This is a genomic window from Neptunomonas antarctica (assembly GCF_001305295.1).
Lineage (GTDB): Bacteria > Pseudomonadota > Gammaproteobacteria > Pseudomonadales > Balneatricaceae > Neptunomonas > Neptunomonas antarctica.
Map to the genome: position 1 here is coordinate 1 of NZ_LJSI01000017.1, position 15,064 is coordinate 15,064.

Annotated in this window: 13 protein-coding genes; 7 read left to right on the forward strand and 6 right to left on the reverse strand. The window is 45.4% G+C overall.

What is annotated here, in order from left to right; translation table 11 throughout:
• Positions 1 to 167 precede the first annotated feature (167 nt).
• The 5 genes from ftsZ (at position 168) to Nant_RS01330 (ending at position 7,629) form a co-directional block, all read left to right on the forward strand.
• Positions 168 to 1,331, forward strand: coding sequence for a cell division protein FtsZ (ftsZ, locus tag Nant_RS01310; protein ID WP_054339843.1), 1,164 nt, complete (start codon positions 168 to 170; stop codon positions 1,329 to 1,331).
• Between the two features lie 89 nt (positions 1,332 to 1,420).
• A complete protein-coding gene (gene lpxC, locus Nant_RS01315) occupies positions 1,421 to 2,335 on the forward strand; it encodes a UDP-3-O-acyl-N-acetylglucosamine deacetylase (RefSeq protein WP_054339844.1) in 915 nt (304 codons plus the stop codon).
• A 199-nt stretch (positions 2,336 to 2,534) separates the two neighbouring features.
• Positions 2,535 to 5,294, forward strand: a complete 2,760-nt coding sequence (gene secA, locus Nant_RS01320; protein WP_054339845.1) for a preprotein translocase subunit SecA — start codon at positions 2,535 to 2,537, stop codon at positions 5,292 to 5,294.
• Positions 5,295 to 5,380: 86 nt separating this feature from the next.
• A complete protein-coding gene (argJ, locus tag Nant_RS01325; RefSeq protein ID WP_054339846.1) occupies positions 5,381 to 6,598 on the forward strand; it encodes a bifunctional glutamate N-acetyltransferase/amino-acid acetyltransferase ArgJ in 1,218 nt (405 codons plus the stop codon).
• Entirely contained in the window at positions 6,598 to 7,629 is a 1,032-nt protein-coding gene (locus Nant_RS01330) for a Nudix family hydrolase (protein ID WP_082400005.1), read from the forward strand. The genes argJ and Nant_RS01330 overlap by 1 nt, the downstream gene beginning before the upstream one ends.
• Here Nant_RS01330 and Nant_RS01335 read toward each other — a convergent pair.
• From Nant_RS01335 to pilB, 5 genes are all read right to left on the reverse strand, one after another.
• Complete coding sequence (locus Nant_RS01335) at positions 7,610 to 7,831, reverse strand: DNA gyrase inhibitor YacG (RefSeq protein ID WP_054339847.1); 222 nt, start codon at positions 7,829 to 7,831, stop codon at positions 7,610 to 7,612. The two genes, Nant_RS01330 and Nant_RS01335, sit on opposite strands and share 20 nt — an antisense overlap.
• Positions 7,828 to 8,454 carry a dephospho-CoA kinase gene (coaE, locus tag Nant_RS01340; RefSeq protein WP_054339848.1) on the reverse strand — a complete coding sequence of 209 codons (627 nt, stop codon included), beginning with the start codon at positions 8,452 to 8,454 and terminating at the stop codon, positions 7,828 to 7,830. The genes Nant_RS01335 and coaE overlap by 4 nt, the downstream gene beginning before the upstream one ends.
• An 84-nt stretch (positions 8,455 to 8,538) precedes the next feature.
• A complete protein-coding gene (locus Nant_RS01345) occupies positions 8,539 to 9,414 on the reverse strand; it encodes a prepilin peptidase (RefSeq protein WP_179078947.1) in 876 nt (291 codons plus the stop codon).
• 75 nt (positions 9,415 to 9,489) lie between these two features.
• On the reverse strand, positions 9,490 to 10,713 hold the full coding sequence (locus Nant_RS01350; RefSeq protein WP_054339849.1) for a type II secretion system F family protein: 1,224 nt from the start codon (positions 10,711 to 10,713) through the stop codon (positions 9,490 to 9,492).
• 93 nt (positions 10,714 to 10,806) lie between these two features.
• The gene (gene pilB / locus Nant_RS01355) at positions 10,807 to 12,519 is read right to left on the reverse strand and encodes a type IV-A pilus assembly ATPase PilB (protein ID WP_054339850.1); all 1,713 of its coding nucleotides are present in this window, start codon (positions 12,517 to 12,519) and stop codon (positions 10,807 to 10,809) included.
• 321 nt (positions 12,520 to 12,840) lie between these two features.
• Here pilB and Nant_RS01360 point away from each other — a divergent pair, with 321 nt between their 5' ends.
• Entirely contained in the window at positions 12,841 to 13,341 is a 501-nt protein-coding gene (locus Nant_RS01360; RefSeq protein ID WP_420798920.1) for a pilin, read from the forward strand.
• A gap of 322 nt (positions 13,342 to 13,663) precedes the next feature.
• Positions 13,664 to 14,011 (forward strand): hypothetical protein, encoded by a 348-nt coding sequence (locus Nant_RS01365; protein WP_054339851.1) that lies wholly within the window; start codon positions 13,664 to 13,666, stop codon positions 14,009 to 14,011.
• Between the two features lie 83 nt (positions 14,012 to 14,094).
• Here Nant_RS01365 and nadC read toward each other — a convergent pair whose 3' ends face one another.
• The gene (nadC, locus tag Nant_RS01370; protein WP_054339852.1) at positions 14,095 to 14,949 is read right to left on the reverse strand and encodes a carboxylating nicotinate-nucleotide diphosphorylase; all 855 of its coding nucleotides are present in this window, start codon (positions 14,947 to 14,949) and stop codon (positions 14,095 to 14,097) included.
• Positions 14,950 to 15,064 lie beyond the last annotated feature (115 nt).

Here is a 15,064-nt window from a genome sequence, read left to right on the forward strand (position 1 = left end):
TCGCAGTAAGAAAAAGAACAGTATAAAACCGGTCGTACTCGGGCCGGGGATCTTCAGCCGGGCTAAAGACTGGCTGAAAGGAAATTTTTAATTCATTTGATGCCTGGGTGGTATTAATCCGTATCGTCGGATTTCAATAATGGCATGGAATCCGACAGGAGAACGAAATGTTTGAGCTATTAGACAGTGTTCCACAAAATGCAGTGATCAAAGTGATCGGTGTGGGTGGCGGTGGTGGTAATGCCGTCGAACACATGGTCAAAACTGAACTCGAAGGTGTTGAGTTTATGTGTGTAAACACAGACGCTCAGGCACTGACAAAGATGTCTGCAAAGGGTTTGTTGCAGCTGGGCGGTACCACAACTAAAGGTTTAGGTGCGGGGGCGGATCCTGCCGTAGGTCGTCAGGCAGCTATTGAAGACCGCGAACATATTGCTAAGTTGCTGGAAGGCGCGGATATGGTCTTCATCACCGCAGGTATGGGTGGCGGAACCGGAACCGGAGCCGCGCCAATTGTTGCTGAAGTGGCCAGAGAGCTGGGTATTCTAACGGTTGCTGTGGTGACTAAGCCTTTCCCGTTTGAAGGCCGCAAGCGTATGAAGCTGGCTGAAGAAGGCATAAAAGAGTTACGTGATAACGTTGACTCCCTGATCATTATTCCCAATGAAAAATTGATGAAAGTGCTAGGGCGAAATTGCAGTCTGATTTCTGCTTTTAACACAGCGAATGATGTGCTACGCGGTGCGGTTCAAGGTATTGCTGATCTGATCACACACCCAGGTATGATCAACGTCGACTTTGCAGACGTACGCACTGTGATGTCTGAAATGGGTATGGCGATGATGGGAACCGGTACTGCGCGTGGTGAAAATCGTGCCACGGTGGCTGCTGAAGCAGCGATCAACAGCCCGCTGCTGGAAGATGTGGATTTGAAAGGCGCCAGCGGTATTCTGGTTAATATTACCGCCGGTCTGGATCTTAGCCTGGGTGAGTTTACCGAAGTTGGTCATATTGTCGAAGAGTATGCCTCTGACGACGCCACTATTGTTGTCGGTACTGTCATCGACCCTGAAATGAAAGATGATATTAAAGTGACGGTCGTTGCGACAGGTTTTGATAAGCGTCCTGAGCCTGTGAAAACAGTGATGCCAACGCACAAACGCCCGGATGGGACGATCAACTTTAATCAGATCGAACTACCCACTGTGTTGCGTCGACAAAAGCAAGAAGCGTTGCTGGAGCCGACAAAAACGCAGGACCGTAAAGACGATAAATCGCAAGATGTGGATACCTTAGATATTCCTACTTACCTTCGTCGTCAGGCTGATTAAAGAGAAGAGTCGGGTAACATTGGTTGCCGGTTTGGTGCTATTTTGTTACTATTTTGCGCAATTGGACAAATTTTAAACTTGGCGGACGCATGATCAGACAACGAACTCTGAATAACAGTATTAAGGCTACCGGAATTGGTCTGCATACCGGACAAAAAGTGTACTTAACACTCAAGCCGGCCCCTGTTGATACGGGTATTGTTTTTCGCCGTACTGATATAGAGCCAGTGATTGATATTGCCGCCTGCACAGAGAATGTTGTCGATACTACGTTGTCAACAAATCTGGGCAAGGATGGCGTCCGTGTTGCTACCGTAGAGCATTTATTGTCAGCATTAGCGGGCTTAGGTATAGATAACGCGATAGTTGAGCTGAGTTCAGAAGAAGTTCCGATTATGGATGGTAGCGCTGCGCCGTTTGTATTCCTGATTCAGTCTGCAGGTATTGCGGAGCAAGAAGCTCCTAAGCAGTTTATTCGTGTTTTAAAAGAAGTGACAGTCAGTTCTGAGGGGAAATCAGCAACTTTTCGTCCTTTTGAAGGCTTTAAAGTGGGCTTTTGTATCGAGTTTGAACATCCTGCTTTTGAAGGTCGTAGCAAAGAAACCACATTGGACTTCTCAAGTACCTCGTTTGTGAAGGAAGTCAGCCGTGCCAGAACCTTTGGCTTTATGCGGGACTTTGAGTATCTGCGTTCACAAAATCTTGCGTTGGGTGGTAGTCTTGAGAATGCGATTGTCGTCGATGACTATCGCATCTTAAATGATGATGGTTTACGTTATGACGATGAATTTGTAAAACATAAAGTATTGGACGCAGTCGGTGATCTTTATCTGCTGGGTAAAAGTTTGATTGGTGAATTTTTTGGTCATAAATCAGGTCATTATTTAAACAACTTATTGTTAAATAAGTTGTTGGAAACAAAAGATGCCTGGGAAATTGTTACCTTTGAAGATCAGGAGCAAAAAGCTCCAATCTCATATCAGAAGCCCGCTTTGGCGGACTAAGTAGTGTGAGAAACAGAATGCCGGGCTTATAGCCCGGCTTTTTAATATATAAAGAGAGATAAATCATAACTTTATACATTGAGAGGTTGAGATTCCCCATCTCGCCCCAAATAAAGATAGAATACCCTTTTTATAGTATTTACATTAATACAGTACAGTCGCTTTCGGCTACTGGAACTTATGGAAAGATAATCAATATATGCTGACCTCATTGTTTAAAAAAGTCTTTGGTAACAAAAACGACCGAGAATTAAAGCGTATGGGAAAGCTGGTTAAGCTGATCAATGCGTTTGAAGAAGAGATCGAAAAACTGACCGATGCTGACATAAAAGCGAAAACGGAGGATTTCAAACAACAGGTCGCGAATGGCACTTCACTGGAAGACATTCTTCCTGAAGCTTTTGCCTTGGTGCGTGAGGCTTCTAAGCGCTCAATGAATTTACGCCACTTTGACGTGCAGATGATTGGTGGTATTACACTGCATGAAGGTAATGTTGCAGAGATGCGTACCGGTGAAGGTAAAACGCTGGTGGCAACCTTGGCTGTCTACCTGAATGCATTAGAAGGTAAAGGCGTTCACCTCGTTACCGTCAACGACTATCTGGCTAGCCGCGACGCTGAATGGATGCGTCCATTGTATGAAGCGCTGGGTTTGACGGTGGGTGTGGCTTTATCCCGTCAGGATCCTGAGATTAAACGTGCGGCGTATGCTGCGGATATTACCTATGGTACTAACAACGAGTTCGGTTTCGATTATCTGCGTGACAACATGGCTTTCAGTCCGGCAGAAAAAGTGCAGCGGGACTTTCACTACGCGGTAGTTGATGAGGTGGATTCTATCCTGATTGATGAGGCGCGTACTCCGCTGATTATCTCTGGTCCTGCGGAAGATAGCTCTGCAATGTACGAGAAAGTGAATCTGTTGATTCCTAACTTGTTGCGTTTCGATGGTGAGATTGATGTAAAAGATACCGAGCAAGTAATTAACGAACACTTTGTTGTTGATGAGAAAAGTCGAACAGTTGAACTGACTGAAGCGGGTCATCAGGTGATTGAAGACTTGCTGACGAAGGAAGGCATTCTGGCCGAAGGTGAAAGCCTGTATGCACCGCATAACCTGAATCGTCTGCACCATGTGTTGGCGGCGTTGCGTGCGCACAACCTTTTTCAGCGTGATAAAGATTATATTGTTCAGGATGGTCAGGTAGTGATTGTTGATGAACATACCGGTCGTATCATGCCGGGACGGCGCTGGTCTGAAGGCCTGCATCAGGCAGTAGAAGCCAAAGAAGGTGTCGCTATACAGCTTGAAAGCCAAACGCTGGCATCGACGACTTTCCAGAATTACTTCCGTTTATACGGCAAGCTGGCAGGTATGACCGGAACAGCCGATACCGAAGCGTTCGAGTTGCGTCAGACTTATGCATTGGATGTTATTGTTATACCTCCGAACCGTCCGGTAGCGCGTATCGATTCAAATGATATTATTTTTCTGTCAATGGAAGAAAAGTATGATGCCATTATTAAAGAGATCGCTGCCTGCCGTGAGCATGGCCAGCCGGTTCTTGTCGGTACGGCTTCTGTTGAATCGTCTGAGTTAATCTCAAATTACCTTAATAAAGCCAATGTTCAACATAATGTATTAAATGCTAAAAACCATGAACGTGAAGCGATCATCATCGCCGAAGCGGGTCGTCCGGGTGCGGTGACGATTGCAACCAACATGGCAGGCCGTGGTACCGATATTACGCTGGGAGGAAAGCTGGAGCTTGAAATCTCACTGCTTGAAAACCCAACAGAAGCCGATATTGCAGCAGCGACAGCCGATTGGGAGCAGCGTAATACGCAGGTATTAGCGGCGGGTGGTTTACATATTATTGGTACCGAGCGTCATGAATCTCGCCGTATCGATAATCAGTTGCGTGGCCGTGCAGGTCGACAGGGTGACCCTGGTTCTTCACGTTTCTTCTTGTCATTGGAAGATGATTTGATGCGCATCTTTGCCTCTGACCGCGTGCGTGGCTTTATGCAAGCGTTGGGTATGGAAAAAGGTGAAGCGATTGAACACAAAATGGTGTCCAATGCGATTGAAAAAGCACAACGTAAAGTAGAAGGGCGTAACTTTGATATTCGTAAATCATTGCTGGAATATGATGATGTGGCGAATGATCAGCGTACGGTAATCTATAATCAGCGTAATGAGTTGATGGCCGCAGAGGATATCTCTGAAACCATTAAAGCTATTCGTGAAGAGGTTATCGATAACTCTATCAGTAATCATATTCAACCGCAGAGCCTGGCTGAACAATGGGATGTTGGAAGTCTTGAGCGTGCTCTGGAAGCAGAGTTTGCGCTAAACCTGCCGATACAGCAGTGGCTTGACGAAGATAGCTCATTACATGAAGAAACCTTACGTGTAAAAATTCAGAGCGAAATCAGTGCTGCTTACGAAGCAAAAGAAGCCATCGCTGGCGAGAAAAGTATTCGTTTGTTTGAAAAGCAGGTCATGCTTCAGGTGCTCGACACTCTCTGGAAAGAACACCTTCAAACCATGGATCATCTACGCCAGGGTATTCATCTACGTGGCTATGCGCAGAAAAATCCGAAACAAGAATATAAGCGTGAATCGTTTGCTCTGTTTCAGGAGTTATTGGAAAATATTAAACGCGATGTGATTAAAATCCTCAGCCATGTTCAGGTTCAGATGCCTGAAGAGGTCGAGGTTATTGAGCAGCAGCGTCGTGAACAGTTAGCACAACAGGAAATGAGCTTCGAGCATTCAAGTGAGTCTGGATTTGCTGAAAAAAGCCCGAAAAATGACACTGATACAAAAAGCCTGGAAAATGAATCTGATACACCCGAAACATTCGTCAGAGACGAGCGTAAGGTCGGGCGTAATGAGCCTTGTCCTTGTGGTTCGGGCAAAAAATACAAACAGTGTCACGGACAATTAAGCTAAACGATTTAGCTAAATTAAGAACATCAATAATGATAGATGAAAGAAAGCAGCGTTGGCTGCTTTCTTTTCTTTAAGAGGAAAATAAAATGGCGGTCGGTCCTGCAATATTACCTGTACTTCATCCGATTAACGGTGTGCGTTTGGGCATTGCTTCAGCGGGCATTAAAAAGCCTGGTCGCAAGGATGTCGTTGTTTTAGAAATAGCTGAGCAGGCCACGCTGGCTGGCGTGTTTACACAAAATGCATTTTGCGCCGCCCCTGTTATTATTTCTAAAGAACATCTTAGACAGGGAGCTAACCGCTATTTATTAATCAATACCGGTAATGCAAATGCCGGTACCGGTGCGCAAGGTATGCAGGATGGTTACGCCTGCTGCAGCGCATTAGCTGAAGCCGTTGGCGTTACTCGCGAAGATATTCTGCCTTTTTCTACCGGTGTTATCGGTGAGTCGCTTCCCGTCGATAAAATTGTCAGCGCTTTGCCGGCGGCATTGGCGAATTTAAACGACAACCTCTGGGCGGAAGCCGCATCAGGTATTATGACTACGGATACACGGCCTAAAGGGGCGTGCGTACAATTTTCGTATGAAGGGCAAACAATTACGTTAACCGGTATCTCGAAAGGTGCCGGTATGATTATGCCCAATATGGCGACTATGTTGGGCTTTGCTGCTACAGACGCAGTCGTTGATGCTGAGCTACTGCAGGCTTTGTTGAAAGAGGCTGCTGACCTTACGTTCAATCGTATTACTATTGATGGCGACACCTCTACTAATGACTCCTGCATGCTCATTGCTACGGGCAAGTCTGGTGTTGTTATCAGCAAAGAAAACGAGACGTTGTATCGTCTGTTTAAAGATGCATTACATCAGGTGATGCTAGAGTTGTCGCTGGCTATTGTAAAAGATGGTGAAGGTGCTACTAAACTGGTCACGATTTGTGTTGAGTCTGCAGCTACACAAAAAGAAGCGTTAGCGACAGCTTATACCGTTGCGCATTCTCCTTTGGTTAAAACCGCGTTGTTCGCTAGTGATCCTAACTGGGGTCGGATTCTGGCAGCCGTGGGCCGGGCTGGTATTGAAAATCTGCAATTGGATAATTTGCAGATCTATCTGGATGATGTCTGCATTGTTGAGAAAGGCGGACGTGCAGATAGCTATACAGAAGCGGCAGGCAAGAAGGTGATGAGCCAGGAAAATATCCTTATTAAGATCATATTAAACCGTGGTGATATTAGCGAAACCGTATGGACGACGGATCTTTCGGTTGACTATGTCACCATTAATGCCGATTACCGTAGCTAATGGCTGTACCTGTACTTCTAACTACGGCTAGCCAGAAAAAGTGTCTGAATCCAGATGCACGGTCAATAGAAGGCGTGAGTCAGGAGCGTAATCGAAAACTGATTCATGTCGCCGCTGCTGTTATTGAAGACGCTAAAGGAAATGTTTTTCTGGCAAAGCGCCCTGATGATAAGCATCAGGGAGGTCTTTGGGAGTTTCCTGGTGGTAAGGTGGAGTCAGGTGAGTCATCCGAAACCGCACTTGCGCGGGAGCTTGATGAAGAGATAGGTATTCAGGTTGTACAGTCTGAACCGCTGATACAAATACCCTATCACTATCCTGATAAGTCGGTTTTTCTGGATGTATTTCGTGTCACGGAATTTGCTGGAAAGGCGCGGGGGAGGGAAGGGCAGGAAGTCCGCTGGGTGCCCATCAGTGAACTCGATAGTTATGCTTTCCCTGCGGCGAATAAACCGATATTGAATGCAGTCTTATTGCCCGAACGTCTCTTGATTACACCTTCATGCGAGACCGCTTTGGCCTGCCTGCAAGGTATAGAAACAGCGTTAGGTAAGCATGATCTACAATGGGTTATGTTAAGACAAAAGCAGTTAACAGCAACTCAGTTTGCTCGATGGGTCGTAACATTACAGAACCATAAAATGATGCAGAGTAAATTACTGACGCTGAATTGTTCGGTGGCTTTGGCAAATGAGCTGCAAGCGGAATCCGTGCATCTATCCTCAGAGCGCTTGATGGCGCTATCACACAGAGAGGTCTTTACCGGACGTTTTTTGGGGGCTTCCTGCCATACGCAGGAAGAACTGAACCAAGCTGTAGCGCTGCAGTGTGACTACGTCACATTATCACCGTTGAACAACACCGATACTCATCCAGGCACTGAGCCATTAGGCTGGGAAGCCGCTAAAATGATGGTGTCAGAAACGCCGCTGCCGGTTTTCTTGCTCGGTGGAATGAAGGCCGTGGACCTTGCACTCGTCCGAACCCTGGGCGCCCAGGGGATGGCGGCTATTAATGCATGGTGGACGTAAGTTGCGAATTGCTATTGATTACATCACTACCGCTATAGTCGTCATCAAATTCATCTGATGGCTGTTGCGGAATCTTATATTCTTCGCTAGCCCAGGCGCCTAAGTCAATTAGTTTGCAGCGATCGCTACAAAAAGGACGGGAGCTATTGGACGGATCCCAGAGTGACGGGCCTGCGCATTGTGGGCATTTGATTTTTTTCATGTTCGATACTCTGTTGCTGCTAATTCACGCAATTTAAGATCAAGTAACTTGATCTGATTGTGCAGATGATTCGGTGTGCCGCTATTATCCAGTACAGTGTCTGCTAAATCCAGCCGCGACTGGCGGGGAAGTTGGGCCGCCATGATGCGTTTTATCTGATCTTCATTATTACCGTCGCGGGATTTGGCTCGCTCTATTTGCAGGCTTTCTGGCACATCTATCACGACAATATGATCAACCATTTTGTGCTGGTCCGTTTCTAATAAAAGAGGCGATACCAGAATGATATAAGGGCTATTGCCCTGGTCTTTCTGATTGGCAGTTTCAATTTTTTCCATAATACGATGGCGAATAATAGGATGCAGTAGCTGTTCCAGCCATTCGCGTGACTTAATATCAGAAAAAACTGTTTCTCTGAGGCTTGCCCGATCCAGTGCTCCATTGTCTGAAAGCACGCTGGGTCCAAACTTATCCACTATTTTTTTCAGTGCTATTTCGCCGGGTTCCACGACTTCACGTGCAACAATATCGGCGTCAATAATAGCACGTCCCTGTGTTTCAAACTGTGCAGAAGCAGCACTTTTTCCACAGCCGATCCCACCTGTTAATCCAACAACCAACATAATAAAAAACCTGATATCCGATATTATAGATACTTATAAAAGCTGCTTATTTAAATTCGAATAAACAGCTTATGTTAAAAAAGCTTATGATAAAAAGAGCAGATAAGCCGTTGTTATCTGGTCGCCCCATAACAACGCTATCCAGCCTGCAATGGCAAGATATGGCCCAAAGGGTAGAGGGTTCTGGGCATCGTGCCGCTTAAATATCATTAATAGCACCGCCAGAATAACACCGCTAACTGAAGAGAGTAAAATGATTAAAGGCAGGGCAGTTGCGCCACACCATGCACCTAAAGCGGCCAGTAACTTGAAATCACCATAGCCCATGCCTTCTTTGCCAGTCGCCAGCTTGAACCCCCAGTAGACAAGCCAAAGGCTAAGGTAGCCCAAGGCTGCACCCCATACTGCTGATTCTAAAGAGGCAAAGCTGTTTTGTGCGTTGATCAGTAAACCGAGCCATAACAGAGGCAGAGTAATTCGATCGGGTAGTAGTTGATGATCAGTATCAATAAAGGTTAACGCGATTAAGCACCAGGTAAAGACAACTGCGGCAAGACCGTACACAGTGAAACCAAACTGATAAATAACAACAACGCTCAAAACGGCGGTTAACAGTTCAATCACCGGGTAGCGTAAAGAGATAGATGTCTTGCAGGAGGCGCATTTTCCTCTCAAAAACAGGTAGCTGATTACCGGAATGTTTTCATACCAGCGGATTCTATGCTGGCAAGCAGGACAGGTGGATGCCGGATGCGATAGGTTGAAGGGTGCGGATTGTTCACTATTTTCTTTTTTTTCTTCAATGCCTTCCCGAATGCTGTCCTGCCATTCCCGTTCCATCATCACAGGAATACGGTAGATCACAACATTAAGAAAGCTACCAATTAATAATGAAAAAACGAAGGTGAATATAGCCGCATACAGCGGTTCACCGGTCAGCCAATCTATCAGGGGTATCATATTAAGAATTTCACCAAGGGTAATGTCGTAAAATGAGATGGATTTTGAAACAATAATAAGAACTCAGGTAGGTTTCTACACGACATTCCCAAGCTGGAAAATCGGCAAATACATAGCAATCACCAAGCCGCCAACCAATACACCCAAAATGGACATAATCATAGGCTCCATCAGACTGGAAAGATTATCGACGGCATTGTCCACCTCTTCTTCGTAAAAACTGGCGACTTTATCCAGCATCATATCTAAAGATCCGGCTTCTTCTCCAATGGCGATCATCTGCACTGCCATATTAGGGAATATTCCTGTCATAATCACCGCATTCTGTAACGACTGTCCTGTAGAAACACCGTTTCGGATTTGAATAATCGCATTACGATAGACAACATTACCCGAAGCGCCGGAGGCGGAATCCAGTGCGTTAACCAAGGGTACGCCGGCAGCAAAGGTGGTGGCTAATGTGCGGGCAAAACGGGCGATCGCCGCTTTATGAAGTACCTGGCCGAGTACAGGAAGTTTGAGTACACTTCTATCAATAAAATCTGCAAATTTTTGTGATTTTTCTATTGCTTTGGTAAATAAGAAACCGGTTAGCATTACGGCAATCAATGCAATAAACCAGTAATCCTGTGCAATTTCAGAAAGGCCGACTACAAACTGAGTAAAGGCCGGAAGTTCCGCACCAAAACTGGAAAAAATACTTTCAAATTGTGGTACTACTTTAACCAGCAAGATAGCAGAGACAATAATACCCACAATTAATACAGCTGCGGGGTAGGTCATGGCTTTTTTGATTTTTTTCTTCAGGGATTCAACTTTTTCTTTATAGGTCGCGATACGGTCCAGCATGGTTTCCAGCGCGCCAGATTGTTCGCCAGCACTAACAAGGCTGCAATATAAATCATCAAAATATTTCGGATGGTCGGCAAGCGATTGGGCAAAATCCTGACCGCCATTGACAGCGGAGCGGATGTCGAAAATTAACTCCTTAACTTTGGTTTTCTCGACACCGTTGGCCACAATATCCATACCTTGTATCAGCGGCACACCCGCACGCATCATGGTAGCGATCTGGCGGGTAAAATAAGCGATATCCATTGGCTTAATTGCTTTTCCTTTATCACTAAACAAAGAAAAAGACGACTCTTTCGCTACTTTTTTGGGTAAGATGCCCTGTTTTCGCAACAGAGCTTTGGCTGTCGCTACATCAGGTGCGTCTATCTTTCCTTTACTGGTGTTACCGCTTTTATCTTTACCTTGCCAGCTAAAGGTGGCGGACTTTTTCTGTTTTACTGCCATGTTGATCGGCTCTCTATCAGTTTGTCAGGCTATCAATTTTTCAGGCTGTCAGATATCAATCTATAAAGTGCCAAGCTATTAATAGTCAGATTATCAGCTTTTAATAACGCGGTTCATCTCATCCAGACTGGTCAGGCCTTCGGCGACTTTATCCAAGCCGGTCTGGCGCAGTGTCCTGAACCCCTGACCTTTAGCAATACGGGTTATATCAATGGATGACCCATTATTCATAATTATTTCGGCAATCTCAGGTGTCATGAGTAGCATTTCATAAATACCAACACGGCCTTTATAACCCCGGGTGCACTTAGAACAGCCGTCAGGGTTGGCTTCATACAGATTGATGTTCTGCAACTGCTCGGGTGAAAATCCTTCTTCAATCAGCGCGGCTTCAGGGATGTTGGCGGGTCGTTTACAAGGTTCACACAAACGCCGTGCTAAGCGTTGGGCGATAATCAAACTGACAGAGGTGGCTACGTTAAACGACGCCACGCCCATATTACGTAAACGAGTGAGGGTTTCCGGCGCGCTGTTGGTATGCAGTGTAGATAATACCATGTGTCCGGTTTGTGCGGCCTTTATCGCTATTTCAGCGGTTTCAAGGTCGCGAATCTCCCCTACCATGACCACGTCGGGATCTTGTCGCAGGAAAGAGCGCAGCGCTTCCGCAAAAGTCAGGCCGACTTTTGCGTTAACATGTACCTGATTAATCCCTTCCAGGTTAATCTCGACCGGATCTTCTGCGGTAGAGATATTCAGCTCAGGTGTGTTGAGAATATTCAGCCCGGTATAAAGCGTCACGGTTTTACCGCTACCGGTCGGGCCTGTCACCAGAATCATACCCTGCGGTTTATGCAGGGTGCTCATATACAGTTCGTTTTGAATAGGACTGAAGCCGAGCGCATCAACACCCATTTTCGCACTGGATGGATCGAGAATACGCAGCACGATTTTTTCGCCCCATAATGTCGGCAGTGTATTAACACGAAAATCGATCGACCTGTTTTTCGATATTTTCATCTTAATACGGCCATCTTGTGGCATTCGTCTTTCAGATATATCCATTTGAGACATGACTTTCAAACGTGCCGATAAGCGCTTGGCTAAGTTGTTAGGGGGTTTAGCGATCTCTTGCAAAATACCATCGACGCGACTGCGGATACGGTAGGTTTTTTCGTAAGGTTCAAAGTGAATATCAGAGGCGCCTTTTTTGATGCAGTCCAAGAGGATTTTGTTAACAAAGCGAACAATAGGGGCATCCTTGGAAGCATCTTCACTACTTTGTTCTTCCTCTTCATTAATGTTGCCATCGTCAATTTCCAGCGTGTCTAAATCGGCATCGTCAAGCTCTTCTAATGCTGAATCCTGGCCATCCAGAAAAGCATCAATAAACAGTTTAAGTTTATCCTCTTCTACGATAATGCCTTCGGTAGTGATACCGGTATGGAATTTGAACTCGTCAAGAGCCTGAATATTAGTAGGATCGGCGAGGGCAACATAAAGACGATTGTCGCGTTTCACCAGAGGTATCGCATGGTGCTTGGAAATTAAACTATCGGCGACCAACCCCTGAGGAATCGAATCTGTATTGATGCAGTTAAGGTCTAATAAAGGTAAACCAAATTCATCAGATGCCGCGCTGGCGGCACGATGCGCACTGACCAAACGCTCGTCAATAATATGACTGATGAAAGGCTTTTGTGAAGTGCGGGCTTTTTCGATGGCGTCTCGCGCAACCTCAGCGGAAAACACACCGTCTTTAACCAGCCGTCTGGCCAAACCACTTAAAGGCTGCTGACTCTGCATTCTTTATCCTTCATTGTTTCCTTTTCCTTTATAGTGCCCTTTAATGGCGCCATTCTCAGCAATATATTTATTCACTGGACGACTAAGGCTTATGCACTCTTAGATGTACTATATTCACATGTCATTAATAATTATAGGCTAAAATACCGTTTTCAACATTACTTGGGCCATCGGTTTAAAGCATAGTTAAGCAGTACGCGATTTATATCAGTTTTTTGTCCTGTATTTGTGGAAAAAACAAAAAGCTGGTCTAAACTGCTTGTTAAGTACTACTGATACAAGGGGTATAGGGGATCTGGATAAATCTAGTTTGATTTTGCTTTGGCTTATATTCAAAAATTATTTGAAAATTATTTAAAAATTGCTGGGGAAGCACGCATGAGAAACATGAAAAAACAACAGGGTTTTACATTGATCGAGCTGATGATCGTTGTTGCGATTATCGGTATTTTGGCAGCGATTGCTTTGCCTGCTTATCAGGATTACACAGGGCGCGCTAAGGCTACAGAACTTATGCTTGCAGCTAGTACGGCCAGAACCTGTGTCACGGAGAGAGCGCAGGTAGGTGCGGATCCTAGTTCATGCGATGCTAGTACTGTTACTAAATTTGTAACGAGCGTAGCTGTCAGTGATGCTGGTGTGGTTCTTGCTACGGGTGCATCTGACATAGCTGGTTTAACTATTACTTTAACTCCGCAAGGAAGTGGAGCAGCAACTGCAGCGAACTTCCTTGCCGGCTTTGCTATTACAGAATGGGTTTGTACAGGTGGAGCATCAGGTACTGCAACAACAGCTTGGTTGCCAAGTACTTGTACTCCATAATTTAATGTTTTAGGGGTAGTTCATTACTCTAATACCTAAAAAAAGCCCCTGCAAATCTGCAGGGGCTTTTTAATGGAGTAAGATAAAAGCCAGCCCGTTCAGTTCCTGTTAGGTTTATCTGTATTGTCGAACGAGCTTAACTTGACCATGTGTTTGGATCATTTGTATCGGTCATAGTTAAATTTTAATTTTGTGGGTTTCAGTAGTCCGCGAATTCAACATAAGCTCATCGTAATTTCAGAGGCTTATATAGCTTCCTTTTGTTTCAATTCTGATTTCAACGTATAATTATTTTTTTCAGATAGATAATAGAAACAACAATATGAAACGAACTATAATTATCCTCCTTATAGCTGCTTGTGTAGCAGTCACACTTTACATCAACCAAACAACAAAACTATTGCCTCCGGACGTTAAAAGCCGCATAGAGCAAACCTTGTTGGATGATCCGTTGTTTCCCGCGCGACCGGTATGGTGGAGTGATGATAAAATTCTGGCCTTAGGTATCGCTTCTGCAGGTGTGACCGGTGATGAAGCGGCTAAACAAGCCTGCGCATTACTGAATGGACGCTCTTTACCGGTATCGGGTTTGCTAATCGAGATTTATGATGTAGTGAAAATCCAGAAATCAGATGACTGGAGCAAACTGGGCGCGGCTAAGTGTGAGTAAGATAACCGTTATATTTAAGGAAACTTGATGTGAGCAAACTCGCTCACATCAAAAACTGAGTTTTAAACCATCCCCACAGCCCTTCAGATTAACCGCAACGACAGATCGATAGCCTGACAGTGTTTGGTCAGTGCGCCAATGGAGATATAATCCACTCCCGTCTGAGCAATCGGTAGTAAAGTTGCATCGGTGATATTGCCCGAGGCTTCGAGTTTGGCCTGTGCATTTTTTTCGAGTGCATTATTAATCGCGACCGCTTCGCGCATCTGTTCCAATGTGAAGTTATCCAACATAATGATATCTGCTTTGGCAGCCAGTGCTTGTTGCAACTGTGGCAGTGATTCCACTTCCACTTCTACTAGTTTGCCGGGTGCGGTTCTATGTGCAGTGTCTATCGCTTGTGCAATACCACCACAGGCCATTATGTGGTTTTCTTTAATTAGAAAAGCATCATAAAGACCAAGGCGATGGTTAAAGCAACCGCCGCAGGTGACGGCATACTTTTGTGCCATCCTAAGGCCGGGAATAGTTTTGCGGGTATCCAGTAAGCGCACAGCGGTGGACGCAACCTTATCGGCGTAGTGCTGGCTTATCGTGGCGGTGCCGGAGAGTGTTTGTAAAAAGTTAAGGGCGCAGCGCTCGGCTGTGAGCAGTGAGCGTGCCGCGCCAGTAGCCGTAAACAATACCTGATTGGCGTTAACGCGTTCTCCATCTTTTACCTGCCATTGAATCTGCATGGCAGGATCTACCTGACGAAACACTTCTTCAACCCAGGCTACACCACTAATCACTGCCGGCTCACGCGAAATGACACGTGCCGTTGCTTGTTGCGTTGCAGGGATCAGTTGTGCCGTAATATCGCCATTACCCACATCTTCTGCTAGTGCGATGGTAACGTTGGCGTGAATAGTAGAGTGCAGGTCAGTGATTGTTAGCATAGTGATCCGGGCCATGATGGTATAATTTGAATAAAGAGCGCTATAAACATTACAGGCTAGGCTAAAATATCAGCTTTTAATGATGACGATTTTAGCCGTAATCTTTGAGCGTTTT